This is a genomic window from Sinorhizobium sp. B11, assembly GCA_039725955.1.
In the GTDB taxonomy this organism is placed as follows: Bacteria; Pseudomonadota; Alphaproteobacteria; order Rhizobiales; family Rhizobiaceae; genus Rhizobium.
On the sequence record CP091033.1, the window covers coordinates 1,864,059 to 1,883,187 of the forward strand.

General features: G+C 56.9%; 19 protein-coding genes. 11 read left to right on the top strand and 8 right to left on the bottom strand.

Annotation, left to right across the window (positions count from 1 at the left end):
* Window positions 1-342: 342 nt before the first annotated feature.
* Window positions 343-1,944, bottom strand: a complete 1,602-nt coding sequence (locus LVY75_08455) for a GMC family oxidoreductase (GenBank protein ID XAZ20150.1) — start codon at window positions 1,942-1,944, stop codon at window positions 343-345.
* Between the two features lie 170 nt (window positions 1,945-2,114).
* Window positions 2,115-2,702, bottom strand: coding sequence for a Urease operon accessory protein (locus tag LVY75_08460; protein ID XAZ21364.1), 588 nt, complete (start codon window positions 2,700-2,702; stop codon window positions 2,115-2,117).
* Window positions 2,703-3,233: 531 nt separating this feature from the next.
* On the opposite strand from LVY75_08460, the gene LVY75_08465 reads away from it, so the two are divergent.
* The 7 genes from LVY75_08465 (at window position 3,234) to LVY75_08495 (ending at window position 9,885) form a co-directional block, all read left to right on the top strand.
* Window positions 3,234-4,871 (top strand): sodium:solute symporter family protein, encoded by a 1,638-nt coding sequence (locus LVY75_08465; protein XAZ20151.1) that lies wholly within the window; start codon window positions 3,234-3,236, stop codon window positions 4,869-4,871.
* Between the two features lie 127 nt (window positions 4,872-4,998).
* Window positions 4,999-5,508 (top strand): cytochrome P460 family protein, encoded by a 510-nt coding sequence (locus LVY75_08470; GenBank protein ID XAZ20152.1) that lies wholly within the window; start codon window positions 4,999-5,001, stop codon window positions 5,506-5,508.
* 242 nt (window positions 5,509-5,750) lie between these two features.
* Entirely contained in the window at window positions 5,751-6,761 is a 1,011-nt protein-coding gene (locus LVY75_08475) for a 2-dehydropantoate 2-reductase (GenBank protein ID XAZ20153.1), read from the top strand.
* A 201-nt stretch (window positions 6,762-6,962) separates the two neighbouring features.
* Window positions 6,963-7,904, top strand: coding sequence for a hydroxyacid dehydrogenase (locus tag LVY75_08480; protein XAZ20154.1), 942 nt, complete (start codon window positions 6,963-6,965; stop codon window positions 7,902-7,904).
* A 252-nt stretch (window positions 7,905-8,156) separates the two neighbouring features.
* On the top strand, window positions 8,157-8,972 hold the full coding sequence (locus LVY75_08485; protein XAZ20155.1) for an alpha/beta hydrolase: 816 nt from the start codon (window positions 8,157-8,159) through the stop codon (window positions 8,970-8,972).
* Between the two features lie 305 nt (window positions 8,973-9,277).
* Window positions 9,278-9,475 carry a hypothetical protein gene (locus LVY75_08490; protein XAZ20156.1) on the top strand — a complete coding sequence of 66 codons (198 nt, stop codon included), beginning with the start codon at window positions 9,278-9,280 and terminating at the stop codon, window positions 9,473-9,475.
* Window positions 9,476-9,654: 179 nt separating this feature from the next.
* Window positions 9,655-9,885 (top strand): hypothetical protein, encoded by a 231-nt coding sequence (locus tag LVY75_08495; protein ID XAZ20157.1) that lies wholly within the window; start codon window positions 9,655-9,657, stop codon window positions 9,883-9,885.
* 24 nt (window positions 9,886-9,909) lie between these two features.
* On the opposite strand, the gene LVY75_08500 is transcribed toward LVY75_08495, so the two are convergent.
* On the bottom strand, window positions 9,910-10,782 hold the full coding sequence (locus LVY75_08500) for a hypothetical protein (GenBank protein XAZ20158.1): 873 nt from the start codon (window positions 10,780-10,782) through the stop codon (window positions 9,910-9,912).
* Window positions 10,783-10,834: 52 nt separating this feature from the next.
* On the opposite strand from LVY75_08500, the gene LVY75_08505 reads away from it, so the two are divergent.
* The 4 genes from LVY75_08505 (at window position 10,835) to LVY75_08520 (ending at window position 13,169) form a co-directional block, all read left to right on the top strand.
* Window positions 10,835-11,056 (top strand): hypothetical protein, encoded by a 222-nt coding sequence (locus LVY75_08505; GenBank protein XAZ20159.1) that lies wholly within the window; start codon window positions 10,835-10,837, stop codon window positions 11,054-11,056.
* 458 nt (window positions 11,057-11,514) lie between these two features.
* Window positions 11,515-11,913, top strand: coding sequence for a GFA family protein (locus tag LVY75_08510; GenBank protein ID XAZ20160.1), 399 nt, complete (start codon window positions 11,515-11,517; stop codon window positions 11,911-11,913).
* A 177-nt stretch (window positions 11,914-12,090) separates the two neighbouring features.
* Window positions 12,091-12,735 (top strand): response regulator transcription factor, encoded by a 645-nt coding sequence (locus LVY75_08515; GenBank protein ID XAZ20161.1) that lies wholly within the window; start codon window positions 12,091-12,093, stop codon window positions 12,733-12,735.
* Window positions 12,736-12,863: 128 nt separating this feature from the next.
* Window positions 12,864-13,169 (top strand): response regulator, encoded by a 306-nt coding sequence (locus LVY75_08520; protein XAZ21365.1) that lies wholly within the window; start codon window positions 12,864-12,866, stop codon window positions 13,167-13,169.
* A 19-nt stretch (window positions 13,170-13,188) separates the two neighbouring features.
* Here LVY75_08520 and LVY75_08525 read toward each other — a convergent pair whose 3' ends face one another.
* From LVY75_08525 to LVY75_08545, 5 genes are all read right to left on the bottom strand, one after another.
* Window positions 13,189-15,654: a PAS domain S-box protein gene (locus LVY75_08525; GenBank protein ID XAZ20162.1), complete on the bottom strand. Its 2,466-nt coding sequence runs from the start codon at window positions 15,652-15,654 to the stop codon at window positions 13,189-13,191.
* Between the two features lie 98 nt (window positions 15,655-15,752).
* Window positions 15,753-16,445, bottom strand: coding sequence for an ABC transporter ATP-binding protein (locus LVY75_08530; protein ID XAZ20163.1), 693 nt, complete (start codon window positions 16,443-16,445; stop codon window positions 15,753-15,755).
* Window positions 16,445-17,233 carry an ABC transporter ATP-binding protein gene (locus tag LVY75_08535; GenBank protein ID XAZ20164.1) on the bottom strand — a complete coding sequence of 263 codons (789 nt, stop codon included), beginning with the start codon at window positions 17,231-17,233 and terminating at the stop codon, window positions 16,445-16,447. Before LVY75_08535 ends, LVY75_08530 begins: the two co-directional genes overlap by 1 nt.
* The gene (locus tag LVY75_08540) at window positions 17,223-18,149 is read right to left on the bottom strand and encodes a branched-chain amino acid ABC transporter permease (GenBank protein ID XAZ20165.1); all 927 of its coding nucleotides are present in this window, start codon (window positions 18,147-18,149) and stop codon (window positions 17,223-17,225) included. The genes LVY75_08535 and LVY75_08540 overlap by 11 nt, the downstream gene beginning before the upstream one ends.
* The gene (locus LVY75_08545; protein XAZ20166.1) at window positions 18,146-19,123 is read right to left on the bottom strand and encodes a branched-chain amino acid ABC transporter permease; all 978 of its coding nucleotides are present in this window, start codon (window positions 19,121-19,123) and stop codon (window positions 18,146-18,148) included. Before LVY75_08545 ends, LVY75_08540 begins: the two co-directional genes overlap by 4 nt.
* Window positions 19,124-19,129: the final 6 nt, after the last annotated feature.

Consider the following 19,129-nt stretch of genomic DNA (forward strand, 5'->3'; position numbering starts at 1 on the left):
CTCGAATGAATTCGGCCTAGCTTCGCGTATTGCTGCACGAGATTTCAAATGCATTACAGCCGGCGCGGCTTTGTTACAATTGAAACGCTGGCTGTCGACAAGCGCCAGTGAGACTCAATTTGCACCGCCTTGACGCCAAAACCTGGAGCATCCGACGGAATCGCGGTCAACAGTGGCTCTCCATTTCCTCACAGGCGCAAGCAAAATCAGGCCGGAATTGGCGCCAAAGCGAACTCTTCCTGGCGTGGCCGGCTGAACGTCCAAGAATTGTGGCCCGAGCTATCGGCCCCCGGCAATTCCGATCGGCAGCGCCGCCGACGGAATTGCCGGTCCCATGACCCTTCAGAGCCGGGTTTCGAAGGCGGTCGGGGTCGCGACGCTGCCTGATATTTCCTTCAGCAATATCTGCGCAGCCCGCTCACCGACGACGACACAGGGTGCCATTGTGTTTCCCGTCGGAATCCGAGGGAATATCGATCCGTCGGCGATCATAAGATTGTCGATGCCGTAGACTTTGAGCTTTGCATCCACGACGGACCATTCGTCCCGCCCCATCTTGGCCGTGCAGGTCTGGTGCCAAAAGGGAACGGCGCTCTGCCTTATGAATAGGTCGAGGTCGTTCTTGTAGGCGCTCCCGGGAAAGGCCTCACATTTTGTCAGCTCCTTCAAGTGCGCCTGGGCACCGATTTCCCGGCTGAGTTCGACCGCTGCCCGTGCAGTCGCCAGGTCTCGCGGATCCGACAAAGCGTTGAGTTGCAGCACGACGTCATCGCGTGGATCGGCGCTGCGTAGTCTGACCCTGCCTCGGCTGCGAGGCTGCGCCAATCCTGCGACCAGTGACCAGGCATTTTGGGGAACGGAATGCTGTTTTACAAGTTCGGGGCTGCAGACCGGGAATTCGCCCTGGCACATCAGCACATCCGGCGAAGCGCTGTCGGAATGAACCGATGTGTAGATTGTCGCTTCGCTGCCATTGCCCCGTGCCGGCTGCGGCTCGTGATACTCAAATATGCTCGGGAAACAAAGGTGATCCTGCAGGTTCTCGCCGACTCCGGGAAGATGCTGAACGATCGGAATTCCGAGCCGCTTCAGTTCGATCTCGTTGCCGATGCCGGATTGCATCAAAATGCGCGGTGTGTTGATCGATCCGGTGGACAGCACGATCTGCTGCGAGGCAGCGAAGCGTTGCGGTACGCCGTCGAGCAGAACATCGACGCCGACTGCCCGTCCGGATTCTGTGACGACGCGCTGCACGACTGCGCCGGTGACCAAGGTCAGATTGTCGCGACCGAACACCGGACGCAGATAGGAATCGAAGATGGTTACCCGCTCCAGCCCATCGGCTCGCACGTCCGAGATGGCACAACCGCTCTTCGCCTCCATCATGTAGCCGTTGGGATTTCGGAATTCGGGGATCCCGACAGACTTTGCGGCAGCTACCAAGGCTGGCGCAATCGGATGAGGTCGCGCCGGCTGAAAAACCGCGACGGGACCGCCTTTCCCACGCGCCATGTCCGGGCTGCCGCGGTAATCCTCGATCGTGCCGTAAAGCTTCAAAATCGCTTCGTAACCCCATCCGGCATCCCCCGTTTCGCTAGCGAAGAAATCCCAGTCGTGGCGATGACCTCGCGCCCAGATCATCGCATTGATGCTGGAGCTGCCACCCACGACCTTGCCCATCGACATCAGCAGCGATCTACCGCCCAGACCCGCCTGCGGTTCGGAATGGAACGCCCAATCGTGAGGGCCGCCGATATTTTCGGGCCATCGCGTGGCGGTTTCGATCGTGTCTGAATAAGTTATCCATCCGCATTCAAGCAGTAGGACGTTGAGATCTGGATTGTCGGACAGACGACGAGCAACGATCGAACCAGATGTCCCGGAACCACAAACGATGACATCGAAGGAATTGGCCAGCGTTTTCGGGATAGATGCGTCAGGCATTGTGTGTTGTCTCCGTGGAAATGGCATTTGCACCCGGCACCATGGAGGCTCCCCGCGTGAATTTTGCGCTGGTTACCTCTCGGCGCCGGTGACGGATATTGCGAAACCAGGTGTCTGCCCGGTTATCGATCAGGGGATTGCGGTTACATCTGCAAGGGTATGATTGCCGGCTAAAGCCTGCGCAGCTTGCCCAACGTCACGTAGTCATCGACGAGCCGCCGTTCGGCGGCGAATGGGTGATATTCCCATCCTTCATGTCCAAATCCGACAATGGTAACCGTTGCATTGGGATATCTGTCCAGCACGCTGGCGATCACGATGATGCCGCTGCTTGGGACGACATAGGGCGCCGGGTGGTAGGACTGCAGCACGTCATCGACCCAATCGTGCGTTCGTTCGTCGATGACGAAGCAGCGCTTGCCGCTTTCCAGGCAGAACGCATTGAATGCCTGCGTGCCATCGTCGCAGAAATCGTCTAGTTCCGGGTGAAGCACCGCAATGAGGGGTTTCATCGCGGCAAATTTCCTGGGATCACGTACACACCAGATCTCCTCCGCTTGAGCGACAGCTGGATGTGATCGCCAGACGTCTGAGCCCAGCATCGATTTGGCTGGTCGACCGGTGTTGCAAACCGCAACGACGTCGGTGCGTAGGCCACTGGCGCCACTGGAACGGCAATCATTGAACCGGACAACCAGGTCCGCGGACTCGATAATCGGCGCGTAGCGGCAATCTACGGCGCCATTTCCTACGATCATAATGCGGGTCATCTAAAATTCCTCGATTGGATGGCTCCGTCCGCGAAGAGGCCGCAGCCCAATGAGGCAGCAGATCGTCGGGGCGGAGCGGGCAATGGACGGCTAACCGGTCCGTGCCGGCCTCCTGGAGAGGTCGCAAAGCTTGGTTCGGGTCATGAACGCTTCATTGCAAAATCAGAGGAAATCATTGTGTTCGTAACATCGCCGTGAGCAGACCCGGAGCACGGAAATCAATTATTACGATCGTAAGACGATTGGCCTGAGAAGAAGCGTCCCTGCCCTATTCAGTTCGCTTGTCCGGAGATAGTCTGCGAGTCGGCTCCAACGCGGATCCACCCCGGAGCCGCCCCATCGCAACGAGACTGTTCGCTAGATGCCCGCCTCTCTTCGAAGCCCAGTTGGTTTTTCACGGCGACGGAAAAGACGTGGTGACATCCGCACAGACCGCTCGGCCTTGGAGATCACGTCCCTGCCTCCACTCTGGATTGCCACAGTCGTTGCCCTGGTAATCGACCGGAAGGAGTGCTCGTTGTGAACAGTGCCTTGTGGCTGATTTGCGCAGTCGTAGCGGCGATTTTGATCCTGGCTGCTTGGGGCCGCAATCATCGCCGCGTCAGTCTCGAGCAGTGGGCGCTGGGCGGGCGGCGATTTGGGCCCGTCCTGGTCTTCCTGCTGATGGCGGGGGAAATCTACACCACCTTTACATTCCTTGGTGCAAGTGGATTTGCCTATGGCAAGGGCGGCACAGTATTTTACATCCTGACTTACACCTGCCTGGCTTTTGTCACATCCTACTGGCTGCTTCCGCCCATTTGGCGTTTTGCCAACGAGATGCGACTGGTCACGCAACCGGATTTCTTCGAGCAGAAATACGACAGCCCCGGTCTCGGTTTTCTGGTCACTGTCGTCGGCCTCGTGGCCCTCATTCCCTATCTCATCCTGCAACTCAAGGGCCTTGGTATCATCGCCGAAACCTTGTCCGGGGGCGAGATTTCGAAGTCCAGGGCAGTGATTTTAGGCGCGGCGGTGATGGCCCTGTATGTCATCGCTTCAGGGATGCGCGGTTCTGCGTGGGCAGCGGCGGTCAAAGACGTAACGATCTGGATCATCTGTGCGTTTCTCGGGCTCTATCTTCCCTATCACTATTATGGGGGGATTGGACCGATGTTCGATCAGATCGAGATGGCAAGGCCCGGCTTCTTGGCGCTTCCGAATACCGGCGAAACGATCGTTTGGTATTGCAGCACCGTCGCGCTTTCGGCCCTCGGCCTTTATATGTGGCCGCACACCTTCTCCTCGGTCTACACGTCCAGATCGGAGGGTGCATTTCGGCGGAACGCTGTGCTGATGCCGCTCTATTCGCTGGTTATGCTGTTTGCAATGCTCGTCGGTTTTGCGGCCGTCCTCAAGATCCCCGGATTGCAGGGCGACGAAATCGACCTGGCGCTCTTGAAGCTGTCCATTGCCACATTTGATCCCTGGTTCGTCGGCGTGATCGGGGCCGCAGGCGTGCTTACGGCACTTGTGCCGGGTTCGACCATCGTCATCGTCGGATCCACTCTGATCTCGACGAATATTCTGAGAAAGCTGGCACCTTCGATTTCTGACAGGCTGGTCACCGGTTTTACGAAGTGCTCGGTTCTGCTCATGACAGCCATTGCCGTACTTTTCACCTTGATGGGTGGAGAAAGCATCGTTGCCATCCTGATTATGGGTTACAGCATCGTGACCCAGCTCTTTCCGGCTCTTCTTGCGAGTCTGCTGCCGAAAAAACCCCTTCACGAAGGAGGGGGCAGCCGCGGGGATAATCGTCGGCGTCGGCACAGTCGGCATCGTCGTCACGACTGGCTTGACGATCGCCAGCTTCTTTCCAAATGCTCCGGCGACGGTAAAGCAGATCAACACCGGTTTCATCGCACTGACTCTGAACGTGCTCGTCGCACTGCTGGTCAGCGTTGCGACTGCCCAACGACAAACGTCTTCGGCGCGCTTCAATCCATAGCTGCGAACATAGGAGTCTCGCGATGCGCTTCGGTGCAGTTTCCCCGAGGCTTCGCGTGTCTTCAATCACCTTGCGATTGCCTCCGCATTACCGGACAGAATTGGGCGATAGCACCATGTTCGCCAGAATCGCGGCCAGTATCACCTCGTGCTGTCAGGCTGATATAGACGTCGATTCAAGGTCCGTTGAGTCCGCCCGTACACATTTTGATACATATCGGCGCCTCCCTGAAATTATGCGGATACAATCGCCAGCAATCGTGGCTTCAGATCATCGGTCCGAAAGGAGTCCAAATTGAAGTCCGCACTCCCTGGCATATTTGTCATTTCCGCACTTGCATTTGGCGCCGTCGCTTCCTTTTGCGCGGCGACGCAGTCAGCTCCTGAAAATGCTTCTCCGATCTACGGGGTTACCATTCCGGAAGGCTACAGAGACTGGAAGTTCATAGCGCCGGCTCAGGAAGCGCCGCCGCTTGATGAACTGCGCTCGGTGCTTGGCAACGACATCGCGGTCGACGCCTATAAGAAGGGTACGCTGCCCTTTCCGGATGGTTCGATCCTGGTCAAGCTCGCCTACAAGCGCAAGCAGTCGACGGAGTTTGCGCCTGCGACCGTTCCGGGCGCTGCGACGACTGTGCAGGTCATGGTGAAGGACTCGAAGAAATACCCTGACAGTCATGGCTGGGGTTTCGGAAGGTTCGTAAACGGCAAGCCGGTCGATATTGCCCAGCACGAAACCTGTCTTTCCTGTCATGTCAGCAACGTCGAGAACCACGACTACGTCTTCACACGATATGCGCCTTGAGCTTCCGGCCAGACAGGCGAAGCGACGCGGCGATCGTCCCGCGTGATCATTGACACGGCCCGATACGACAGGATTGCGTCGGGCGAGGCGATCATCCCGTGACGGGACCGGTTCTTCAAAAGCGACGATTTGATGTCATCACTCAGGTTGATTGACTAAGTCTGTAACGGTTTGGACGATTGCTGTAATAGCGCGGAAACGAGGTTCACCGATCCTGCCGATAGATATCAGCAGGAGGGCATATGCCCGGATTTTTCGACAAAGCCGGTTTAGGCGTACCGATATGTATAGCCGGTGCTGGCGCGATAGGGATTACGGTTGCAGCGCGCCTATCGATCGCCGGCTTTCATGTCCGGCTGGTCGCTCGGGGCGACAGCCTCGCCGCGATCAACAAGCAGGGTATTCGCTTACTGGACAGCGAAGGCGACCATCGTGCGCGCGTCGAGGTCGGCCAGGCGACGGACTTTGGCCCGCAGCGGATTTTATTTCTCTGCTCCAAGTCTCATGATCTGGTTGACCTGGCGGCCGTTCTACAGCCGCTCATTTCCGCCGAGACCATCATTGTTCCAGTCGTCAATGGCATACCCTGGTGGTATTTCGACGGCGATGAGGGTGATTGGACCGGTCAAGTCGTGAAATCGGTCGATCCCGATGGGAGACTGAAGAGACTGATACCCTCACGACAGATAATCGGCACGACCACGCTGATCACTGCCGAGCGCACGTGCCCGGGAACAGCGCGAACCGCCAACCCGCTGCAGATGACGATCGGGGAACTTGATGACCGATCCTCTGAGCGCACAAATGTCCTGGCAAGTATGCTGAACGCCGCCGGGATCAGCGCCAGGATCGCGCCTCGTATTCGAGATGCAGTTTGGACCAAGGTCGTTCGCAATCTCATTTCCAACCCGGTAACCGCCATCACGGGAGCCACATTGCGCGAAAACTTCGGCAATCACTACCTTGCAGACATCAGCCGACAGATGTTGCGGGAAGTCATTCCTGTGATCGATGCCTATGGCGCCAAGCTTGAAGTCGACCCGGATATCATCCTCGAATCCGGACGAAAGCTTGGAGATGTGAAGACCTCGATGCTGCAGGACTTTGAGAAAGGAAACCAGCTGGAACTTGCATCGATTTGCGATGCCGTCATCGAACTCGCCAACCAGCGCGGGATCCGAATGCCGGTTACAGAGGCAATCACCGGCCTCGCACATTTCAGAGACACCGCTGAACGGTCACATGCCGCCTAGTCGCGGATTACATTCATCCGCTGAACGCCCGACATGCGTAGCCAACAGACCGATCCTCCGTCCGCAAGTGCTTTCCCATCCCAGAGCATTCCAGCCATTTCTCACATCTGAAACAAACGAGGCCAGCTGTGAAACATTCCTGCATTCGCACGGCGCGATAGCTCGGGCTCTTCTTTTGTCTCAGACATCGAGGTGACTTTGATGCGTATCGTGTTTTCCGGACATACATTCCCGGACATGCCCGATTATTTAAAGCGATCGCTTGCAGGCGACCACGAGATACTTCTGTGGGATGGTGAACTCGCAACTATGCCTTCCAAGATCGATATCCTGATCCCCCGCGCTCAACGGATCGGAGCGGTCGAAATGGACCGCGGTAATGTGAAGTTCATACAACAATTCGGTGTCGGCCTTGATGGCGTTGACCTCGCCGCCGCGCGTTGCAGAGCAATCCCCGTCGCGAACGTTCCGGGAACCGGGGGGAACGCGGATTCCGTTGCCGAGCACGCGATTCTTCTGCTGCTGATGCTCTTGCGCCAATGCAATAAAGTTCGAGAAAATATCCGAGACGGAATTCTTGGAGCCCCCATCGGGACCGCGCTGGCAGGTCGTAGCGTCTGCTTGTACGGTCTTGGCGCTGTTGCGAAATCGCTTGCGAAACGTCTCAAGGCGTTTGACGTTCGATTGCTCGGCTTGACGAGAGCGCCCAGCGCGGGAAAAGCATCCGAATATCACCTCGATCGGTGCTACTCTGCTGAAAATGCAGAAGCTTGCCTTTCACAGTCGGATATCCTGATCGTTTGCGTAAAACATACATCCGAAACGACAGGGCTTGTTCAAGAGCAGCATTTGCGATGGCTGCGTCCCGGTGCCGTCCTCATCAATATTGCACGCGCCGGGCTTATCGACAGGAAGGGGCTTGAGGCCTGTATCGCAGACGGCCAACTGGGAGGAGTGGGCCTGGATGTATTCTGGACGGAACCCGCCGACGCGCTCGACCCTCTTCTTGCGCATCCAAATGTCATTATGACCCCCCATGTTGCCGGCATTACCGACAGGTCCCTGGCCGACATCGCACGAGCGGTTGCGGAAAACATCGAACGTTTTGCCGTGATGCGGCCCTTACTGAACACAGTGGACTAAGGGTTTTGAATTGCTTGGGGATCCGAAACCGCCTGCCCTGAGGATGGTGAATTGATCGCGACTAAGTGTTCTCGCTGAAGCGATATCCCGGTTCCCCGGCTTTCGTCCGTCGGTTTCAGTTGAAACCAACGAGCCTCGCTTAGAAATCGGGCAGAAGTCCCGATAAGACAACGCTGCAATGCTCGGACCCGGCCCATGCCCATCGGACGAATATATTCGAGAATTGCGCCATCAGGCAAAGGACGAAGGTAAATGTCCAAACTTTCAAAAACCGAAGTAGTCACCTCCCACGGCGTCATTGCTGTAGAGGAGAACTCCGCACACGGCCCGAAAGTACTTTTTCTTCACGGAAACTCGACCTGTCGCGCGGTCTTTCGGAAGCAATTCATGGACGACATCCTCGGATCATACCATCTCATCGCGCTTGACTTTCCGGGCCACGGAGAATCCGGCGATGCGGTGGATCCGAAACGGACCTATTCGCGGCCAGGATTGGCGGATGCGTGTCTGGAGGTCATGGCGGCGATGGGCATCAGAAGCGCCGTTATCGTCGGTTGGTCACTCGGCGGTCATATAGCCATCGAGATGCTATCCCGCTCGGCAGGAATCGACGGCATCATGGTGACCGGTACCCCACCCGTCGGGGACAACATCGCCGAAGGATTTCGCCGCAGGCCGCTCGGCGGACTGGCCGGCGAGGCAGAGCTTACGTCGGAAGAGGCAGTCGAATTTGCACAGGCCATCATGGGCCCCCATCTGGAGCCTTTCATCCCAAACACAATCAGGCGAACGGACAAACATTTTCGGCCCTTGCTCGTGAGCGGAGCCATGAAAGGCCAGGGCGCAAACCAGCGGGACGTGCTTTCTGCAACCAGCGTACCGACAGCAATCGTGAACGGCGCGTTGGATGACATTGTCAACCTGGACTACGTCAAATCCGTCCCCTACGGAAATCTGTGGAACGACACATGCATCCGGATCCCACGCGCCTCGCACGCTCCCTTTTGGGAAGTTCCCGCCAGTTTTAACGCCCTGCTCAGGAACTTTCTCGATGATGTTCATCAATGACCGATGATGACAGAGGCCTTCATCCTGATGCTCGCGTACGGGCCGAAGTGCCGCAATCTGGCCAACACGGTCAGGAAACGGTCTCGAAGCTCCGCCGATGAGATGAAGCAATTTCGGCCGGACTGCTTCTGCTTTCGACGAACGCGCTGACGATATACCCCTTGATCACATTGCCTCGCACGGAGATGAGGTCGCCGACATAAGGTATGCCGGGAAAGGCATTAGCCGCTCCTTGGAAAGGCTTCCACTTCGGCGTGGCCATGTTAAAGTAGCGCTCTCCGACGAATTGCGGATATGGGGGAGCGATGCGATTTCTGATTGCGGTCATTGTCGTTGCCTCTGTTTTTGCCGGAAATGTGGCCTTCAACGACAGCACCACCTTTCTCGGCTATCCTTTGTTCTTCGTTTGGAACATTTTTAGCGTGGTGCTCATCACCTGCGGAATGGGGCTCATTTTCGTTTTGGACCCCAAAAATAGGCGGAGCGCAAATCCGGACGCCTGAAGTTTCGCTCCCTGACAGGCCGACGCGGCTCATGGCATGCGTCTCGCAACGATTGGCTTGCCCTAAATGGCCTCGAATGCATCGGGGTTGCATGCGGTACTGGCAAAAGCGTGGAACCAATCTTCACGCTGCATGTTCGAACACCTGATGGGTTGCGGAATGAGTAATAGGGAGGTCACATGCCGGCAAGCGAACTGGATGAAGTCCTGACGAAGCTACCGCTACGCATCGGCGTATACGTTCCCGACGACCTGCTGGAGGATTGGTTTGCGCCTGGCACCGGAATGAACCCCGTGGGAAGCAAGGCGCTCGATGCAGCGGCCGCCTATGGCAGAGCATTCGAATGCGAGTTCAAGCACTACCCCGACCGCAAGGAAGGCGTCTTCTGGAAATGGGTGCCTGCGATCTGACGGTGATCGGTGGGAGTGAGCAAATCATGACCCGTTGGGCTGCTTGAGGCGTCGTTCGCGCGACCGAGCGCTTTTCCTTGCCTCACGCAGCTCGTCGAGCGTCGGCCGCCACCAGCCGCGCGATCTCTCATACTCTCCGGTCGGGGCTCTTGACGGCCAGGTATGTACAAGTTCGTCCAGGGTCGGACTTCTCCATAATGCCCAGACCGCCTCCCCCGAGTAAGGATAGAACTCCTGCGCAATTTCGGGATCGACAATTTCGCCCGTGACCTCGACGATCAGGACAATTCCGTATGCATTTGTGGCGACAGGTCTCCCGAGCGGCGGCGGATCGTTGCCTGCAACCGGCAACCTGTGTCGACGTCGCTCGGCCGCACGCCGTCGTCTATATGCTTCCTCCTGCGTCCCTTTTCGCGCAGCCGCGCGTTTTCGTCTTTCGTCCGGCTCATTGCGCAGCGCGGCCTCTTCGATGGTCTTCCAACGTCGCAGAAGTTCGTCATAGGACGAAAAGGGGACAAGCCAGGCGCGCTTCGCACTCTCCCATCTTGCAAACGGGACCTGCCGGAGTTCCTCCACCGCCGTCCGAGAATAAGGCGTGCGTATCCAAAAACCAATGTCGCCCACGTTCAGGTAGGGACTGAGAATAGGCTCGAAATTATATGCGTCGCGCCCCCTCTCATCCGCGAAGGGCTCGGTTCGGGATGCTTCGCGCGCAAGCCATCGGTCGATACGGCGCCGCGCCGTACTTCCGGGTACGAACCAGGCCTTTTTCTCCTCGCTCCAGCGCGCACGCGGGAACGTCTCCCGGAACCGTTGCGCTGCCATCCTGTCGAAGGGAAAGGACACTGCCTCGCCCGTCGTCGCATCGTCCATTCTTCGATCTTCATCGTTGCTCATTGGAGGTCTTCCCGCTCTCAGCAAAACGCAGAAGCGACCCGTGAGGTTCGCGATGACCGCTATCGTTTCAATCTGGGGGTTCGGAGACCTCGCCGCGATTGCAGCGATCCGTTTTTCAAGTTGCCGCTGGATCGAGAAAAAAGCGCTGGCGAAAAGGACTTACCGTCGTTTCTACCTTCCCGCCCTTCCCGTCGAGAGATGGGGCAACGGAGAGATGGAACGCCTGTTGGGCGATTATTCCCAAAACTGTTGCATCGAGCGGAGGCCGAACTGAGTCGTCAAGAAAATGAGAACTCCGACGGCCCCGATATAGTAAAGGCCGGAGAGCTGGAACATCTCCACGACCTCTACGGACACGAGCCCTGAAACGGCTCCGATCACAACCGTCGCCAGCAGGGGCATTTCTCGCGATTGATCCACAGCGAGCACCTCCGTCATTTGATGGGAACGACTGGGCGGAGAATTGGTTCGCGCACCAACCAGATTATGGCTACCAAATGGTTTCCAGAAGGATTGGGTAGGTCTTGACCAGATAACTCGCCGTCGTCTCGGCTGCTCAGCGAGGCCAACTTCCTGTCTGGCTGCCACGACGTGAAATAACAACTGCCCAAAAGCGTTGTCACGATGTCGGCAAACTGCTCCTGGAATGGATCTGCTACGCCGCACCAATTGAACTTTTCGTTGATGAGATCGGTTCTCTGGAGGTGGACTGAAAACGGTGATGGAGGAAGCATGGCTCGTCACGGCGGATGCTTGTGTGGCGCGGTTCGATATCAGGTGGAGGGCGAGCCCTATCGCATCGGCCTTTGCCACTGCGCTGATTGTCGAAAGGAAAGCGGATCCTCCTTCACAACCTTCGCCCACTGGCCGCGCGACGCATTCTCATTTTCTGGCGTCACCGGGATCTATAAGGGCCGCAGCTTCTGCCCTCTGTGCGGAGGCAGGCTGTTCTGCCTGAATGAACAGGATGTCGAGATCCGCCTGGGCTCACTCGACGATGCGCCTGCCCGGCTCTTCCCTGATATCGAGGTCTGGACGAAGAGGCGCGAACCCTGGCTGCACGCAACAGAGGGAGCGACCCAGCATGTGGAAGACACGCCTAGCGGGGAGAGCGACCAAACGGATCCCTAGTTCGACGCGTCCGGGCCGGGCGAAGTGTTCGCTCTGCTTGCGTTGGGCACACCCGCCGCGACACCTGAAAATTGCCTGACAAGAGGAACCAAACACACCTTGGTGTGATAGCCTGTATAATACGCGAATGGTATATTTCTGCGGATAAATTCGTCCAGCTTGATACCGAGTAAGATCATGACGCGCGATCTGACCGATAAAGCCTTGGTTCACATTGTCGATGACGACGAATCTGTAAGATACACGCTCTGTCAACTTCTGCGGTCGGTTGGTTTACACGCCCGCACCTACGGATCCGTCACCGAATTCACAAGTCAACCTTTGCCCGACAAACCGGGTTGCCTGGTGTTGGATGTTCGCCTCCCCGGAGTGAGTGGCTTGGAATTCCAAGGGCAACTCAATGATCTTGGCATCTTCCTCCCTGTCATCTTCATGACCGGCCACGGCGATATTCCGATGTCGGTACGTGCCATGAAAGCGGGAGCCGTCGACTTCCTGCCCAAGCCTTTTCGAGATCAGGACATGCTGGACGCCATAAGCTCGGCAATTGACCGTGACCATGACCGACGCGCCAACACGGATCAGGCTGCGGATATCTATGATCGGTTCACGCGCCTTACGCCGCGCGAGCAGGAAGTGATGATGTTCGCAACGTCTGGAAAGATGAACAAGCAAACAGCTGGTTACCTGGGTATCAGCATAGTCACAGTCAAAATCCATCGCCGCGCTGCGATGACGAAGATGGAGGCTCGAACACTCCCGGATCTCGTCCGCATGGCCGACATGGTCAGGCCGATGCTGGGCATAGGCTACAGGCAATAAACCGCGCAGGACGAGCGCCCATAAATCGAAACAGAAAAAGGATTTCCCGAGTGGTAGCGGTAACGTTGGTCGGAATTGTTGACGACGATCGATCACTGTGCTCGTCACTTGTCCGTCTTGTTCGTTCGATGGGATACGACGCGCGTGGCTTCGAATCCGCTGAGGAATTCATGAGATCCAGCACGCTCGACGAGTGCTCGTGTCTCATCACAGATGTCCAGATGCCTGGTATCAGCGGCATCGAGTTGACGAAATTCATGACTGTTCAACGCTCGACCGTGCCCGTCATCGTCGTTACCGCTCATGCGGAGCCTGGCCTGGAAGACAGCGCCCTTGCAAACGGGGCGTCCTATTTCCTGAGGAAACCCATCGATGGCGACCTCTTGGCCGCCAACCTCTCGAAGGTGATAACCTCTCAGGTGGCCTGCGGTTGATCGGACGCGAACGCTGCTCTCAAGCTGGTACGATAGGCAAGTTGACCGAGAAGCAGGCGCCGCCGATGCTGCTGACGGCATCTGCGGTTATTTCCCCTCCGTGAGCTTCCACGATGGACTTGCATATTCGCAGGCCCATTCCCATTCCGGTCTCCTTCGTGGTGAAAAAGCTTTCAAAAAGCCGACTGGCCTGACCGGGATTGATCCCTGCTCCATTGTCCTCGACGGTGAATACCGCCCTATTGCGAGCGGAGGTCCCTGACCGCACGACGATGTGTGGGTTGCTCCGTTGGGGACGTGGGGCTTGAAGTGCGTTTATCGCCAGGTTCACGATGACCTGGTGCACCTGTGTGCGGTCCCCAGCTATGACGAGTGGCTGCCGCGATTTCTCATGGGTCACGATTGCGGAACGTGCCTGGATCTCGTGGCGTAAGAACTGCAGCGCTTCCTGTATGACCTCGTCCAAGTCGAGTTGCGTCCGCTCCGGAGGCTTCCCGTTCGCCATTGCTCGAATTCGGCCGATGAGTTCGGCTGCCCGCTTGGCATCATGCAACATCGAGGTCAGAGAATCTCGCACTTCGTCAAGGTCGGGCTTCGGACGGTTTATCCATCGCAATCCGGCTGCCCCGGCGTTGGCGATTGCGGCCAGCGGCTGATTGATTTCGTGAGCTATCGACGCCGTCAACTCGCCAAGGACAGACAAACGGGCGGCGTGCGCGAATTCCGCCTGAACCTGCTGTAGGCGTCGTTCAGCCTCGACCCGGGCGGAGATGTCAAGGACACCGACAAGGCTGGTATCAGGGTCTTTGGAGAGACCAACGCGCGCTGTTGTGAACAGCACGTCTACGATACGTCCGTCGAGCGTCACCATCTTGGTTTCTTCTTCGAAGTTGGTATTCCCTCGATAACGGGACACCATTGCGCGTCTGAAGGTCGCTGAGCTCTCTTCAAAGGTGCCGACAACGGACTTGCCTTTGAACTCGTCCACCCCACGGCCACCGAACATCTGGACGCCACGTTCATTTGCTTCCTCGAAAATCATCGCTTCCATGCATGACCTCAGGAATGCGGGGTTCTCGTCGAAATAGGTGTCCAGATCCGTCACGCCCTCGGATCTGAGCTGCTTGAACTGGGCAACCAGATTGCTGGCGTTAAGCTGCCATAGCGCGATGGGCATCCGGTCGAACAAATAGCGGTACCGCTGCTCGCTCTTTTCCAGCTTCGCATAGGCCTCTTTCTGAGCGGTGATATCCATGACTGCGCCGACGAATTGGGGACTGTTCTTGCTGCCGAAGTCACATCGGGCAACCACGCGAACATGTTTCACATCCCCATTTGGCATCAGAAGACGATGCTCATGTCGAAAGTCGCGCCGATCGGCATGGGCTTTGACAAGAAGATCTCGAACAACAGGCAGATCGTCCGGATGCGTCCGCTCCAGGACAAGAGCCATTGATGGCGTTACTCCTTCTTCCACGCCAAATATTCGAAAGGTCTCGGCCGACCAAAAAAGCTCGCCGGTCGAGAGGTTCCACCCGAAGCTTCCTGTGTTGCTGAGCTTCTGCGCCTCTGCAAGATAGGCCGCCTGGCTCCTGTTCAGCTCGCCTTCAGTGCGTTTGCGCTCACTGATATCGGTATTGCATTCCAGCGTTCCGACACTGTTCCTGCGATCTTCGAGCCGGTGTGACCACCGACTGGAAACCGAGATCCGCCTGCCGGTGCGGGTCGTGCGGATCAACTCGCCTTCCCAACGCCCTGAACGACGTAACGCATCGTTTATCTCGAGAAGCGATACCTGAAACCTGGTTTTCAGGAGTTCGTGGGCGACCTTTCCTACGGCCTCGTGGCGGGACCATCCATAGAGCTCTTCCGCGCCACGGTTCCAATACGTGATGATGTCGTCGGCATCGCGGACAAACACGGCGTCACTTGTCAGATCGAGTAAGCTTGCCTGTTCGCGCTCCGACACGCCCAAGCTGTGAACAAGTCTGATAAGACATGCGGCAAAAAGCGAAGACAGGAGAAAGACAATCAATGTCGCGAGGTCGTGCCTGCTGCCGATGATGAACGTGTGCAGGGGGGCGACAAACCAGAAGTTCAAACATCCGACAGCAAGAACCGAAAAGAAGACCGATGAAATGCAGCTGTCGAATAGCGCGAGGAATATAACGACCAACAGGAGTACAAGCGCAGCAGGCGTCAAGTTGAAGCCAAGAGCTGCGCAAGCCAGGCTGAACAGGCCTATAGCCGCACCTCCTAATAGCCAGAACGCAAGAAGCCAGCGATGGCGCTCAATCCGTCCGGCTGCCAGCAGTGGCACTGCGCGGCGTCGAAACAGCTCAAGAGTGCTCACGACACCACCATCGTTGCGCACCAACGCATTGCCGCTACCGGTACGAAAGCCAACCACTGCCCTGTGAACATGTCGCTCTCCCTCGATAAACTGCTCCCGTCGCATGACGGTATCGAACGAAGTCAATGACATCAGGGGATGTCGTATACGAGTTTAGTATTGTGAATCGTTGTGAACGCCCTTCGCTGTGTTAACCCCGGGCTCGTTTACTCGACAGATGCAGGAGCGAGCTAAAGGCTTGTGATGGTTGCTCCGTCAACGATCGCTAGCGCCTTTTCGTTAGTCGCACCGCACAAAAGGTAACCCCGATGAGATATTTTGAGTGCGGCGGAGGTGTGCTGTTCCACCATGAGCACGGCGACCCCTGATCGGTTAATCGCCTGGATCTGATCAAGAATGCGCTCGACAAACCGGGGGGCCAGGCCCGCCGTGGGTTCGTCCAGCAGCAAAATCCTCGGCCTTGGCATCAAGGCCCGCGCCAGTGCGAGTATTTGACGTTCACCCCCGGAGAGACTTCCCGCCTTTTGGCGACGCCGTTCTGCCAGTGCGGGGAAACGAGAGTATAATTCTTCGCGGCGAGGACGAAGGGCTATATCGGATCGCGACCTGAGGCCAATCTCGAGGTTCTCGTCCACGGAAAGCGATTCAAACACATTGTCGCTCTGGGGGACATAACCCATTCCGCGCTTCACGAACTCGCTGGGCGCCATGCCTTCTACAAACGTCGAATCTAGCCTGATGCTGCCACTACGCAGCCGGACCAACCCTATCAAAGCCTTTAGAAGAGTTGATTTGCCGGCGCCGTTGGATCCAACGACTGCCACGATCTCATCATGGGAAACAGTCAGGCTGATATTATTCAAGATGTCAGGATCAGCCTCATAGCCTACTGTCAATTTCTCGGCGACGAGGAGCTCCGTCATCACAGCGACCCGAATTGCAGGTCGCCCATGTAGGCGTCGATGACCCGTGGGTCCGAGGAGACGGCTTCCGGGGTGCCTGAGGCAATCACACAGGCTTCAACCATCACCAAGACATGATGAGCGTAGGTCATGACCGCCTCAAGATCATGCTCGATAAATAAAAACGTGGTCTTCGACCGGCCCTGTAGGGAAATTATCGTTTCGAAAATCGTTGATCGTAAGCCTTCGTTCATTCCGCTCATTGGTTCGTCAAGCAGGACCATAGACGGCTCGGTCATCAACACCTGAGCGAAGTTGAGAAGCTTTTTTTGACCGGCTGACAACGTGCCGGCATGATGATCCGCCTTCTTTTCAAGCCTCAGTTTCTCCAGCATTTCTTTAGCGGCGGCGCGTCCGGTCGCTTCCCGATCACGGATGGATCGCGGCGCGATGAAGAGTGACGCCAAATGCTCTCCCGGTTGTCCCGGACATGCCACCATCAAATTCTCCAGCACGGTCATTCCGGAGAAAACTCGCGGAAACTGAAAGGACCGTGCCAAGCCGAGACGCGCGATACGATGGGGCGGCAGGCCGACGATGCTCTGGTGGTTGAAAAGAATTTTGCCCTCATCTGCCCGGGAATGACCGGTGATCAGATCGAACAGCGTGGTTTTCCCCGCGCCATTCGGGCCAATGAGCGCTGTCACAGATCCACGCTGAATGTCGAAGTTTACATTCGAGACGGCCCACCGTCCGCTGAAAGCTTTGGAGATACCTGCTACTCGCAAGATGGGCATATCAGTAGTCATGGGCGCGTCCCCTGCTGTTGCCCAAGAAACCATGGGGGTAAACGCGACTGAGGACGATCAGCAATAATCCAACCACCAAGAAGCGGAGAGACGCCTGTTCGGTCGCGGAGAGCGACGTCTCGATGAGCCGTGACCCCTCCATCAGCGTCCAGAACACCACGCTTCCCAACATTATTCCCCGGTAGTTTCCGAGGCCCCCAATAAGCAGGATGACAAACCCGAAAAACGTAAAGGTCGGGTCAAAGATGCCTGGATATAAATATGTCACATCGAGAGCGATGAAGAATCCGGCCACCGCGGCGAGTGCTGCGCCTATTGCCAACGATTGCATCCTGAACCACAGCGTGTTTTTTCCCAACGCGGCGATCGCTGTCTCGTCATCGCGAATGCCACGGAGGACCCTGGACCATGGCGTCCGTTCGAGCATCTTCATCAGTCCCGTTAGTGCCGCGAACGTGATCCACACAAACAGCAAGAGAGGGATTTGCTTGTATTCACCAAGACCGATCCCTGAGAATAATGAAGTGATCCACTCACTGGCCGATCGCCATTCCACATCGAAACCGATCAGGCCCTGGTTGCCGCCGCTGAAGTCAGTGTTTTGCAGTATGTGCCGAACGATCTCGGCAAATGCGATCGTCACGATTGCGAACTGATCCGGCCCGAGCCTGCTCGTTGACCATCCAATTACTATCGCGACCGCAGCAGATAAAACCAGAGACGTCGAAAATGCCAACCACAGGGAAAACCCGGCTTCGGCGACCAGTATCCCTGCCCCGTAGGCACCGATTGCCATAAACCCTGCCTGGCCGAAATTCAGCAGACCCGTGAATCCGGTGTTAAGCTGGAGCCCGAGCGTGAGTATTCCGTAGATGCCCGCGATCACCCCGACATTGATCCAGAAATCCACGCTCATGGGCGGCGCGGCGCGCGAGCGAAGATGCCGCGAGGTACAGCAAGGAGCATGAGAACCAGGAAAACCAGGGCCACGAGGGGCTTCCATTTTGCGCCGAGCAACAAAGCAGACCACTCCTGCGAGAGGCCAATCACCAAGCCCCCGAGCATTGCGCCGTAGATATTGCCAATTCCGCCAAGCGTGGCCGCAGCAAACAAGCTGAGCAACAAGGTCAGACCGAAATTTGGATTGAAACTTCCGACAGCTGTCGCATAGACAATGCCGGCGGCGCCAGCCAGCAGGCCCGACAAGAGCGATGTGAGATCTATGGTGTGCCCGACACCGATACCGCAAACTTCGGCAAGCAGACGATTGTCAGAAACCGCCCGCATCGTCTTCATCGCACCACTGATCCACAGGCCTATTGCAAGCATCGACAAAGCTGCCAGGGCCATGACGAAACCGAGCGCCTGTTGGGTCCCCACGCGAAAAGGCCCTAAAACCATCGTCGACAGGACGTCAATATCGAACGATCGTGACTCGCTGCCGCCAAAAAACTGAATCGTGAAGCGAATGAGAAAGCTTGATCCTATTGCGGACAAGAAGCATTGAAGTGTGCTTGCGCCAGCATTCCGTAATGGGCGCCAAACGAGTTTTTCGGCCAGAATCGAGAGAAGCGCTGTCCCCAAGATGGCCAGCAGCACCGACAGCGGCAGTGGCGTACCCAGCGCGGTGAACATCAACGTGAAGTATGCCCCAGCCACGAGAAAATCACCGTATGCGAGGTTCACGAGTTTCATGACGCCCATTATGAGCGTCAGCCCCATTGCACCGAGGCCGAGGTAGCTACCAGTTACAAATCCGTTGATCGTCGCTTGCGAGACTTTCACGGTTCCAAAAAATGCAATCAGGCAGAGGAAGATAAAGAAGAGAGATACCAGCAGTTTCGCCGGTTTCGGCACTCCCGTAAAGTAGGCTTGCGCGGTAGCTGACACTCTCAA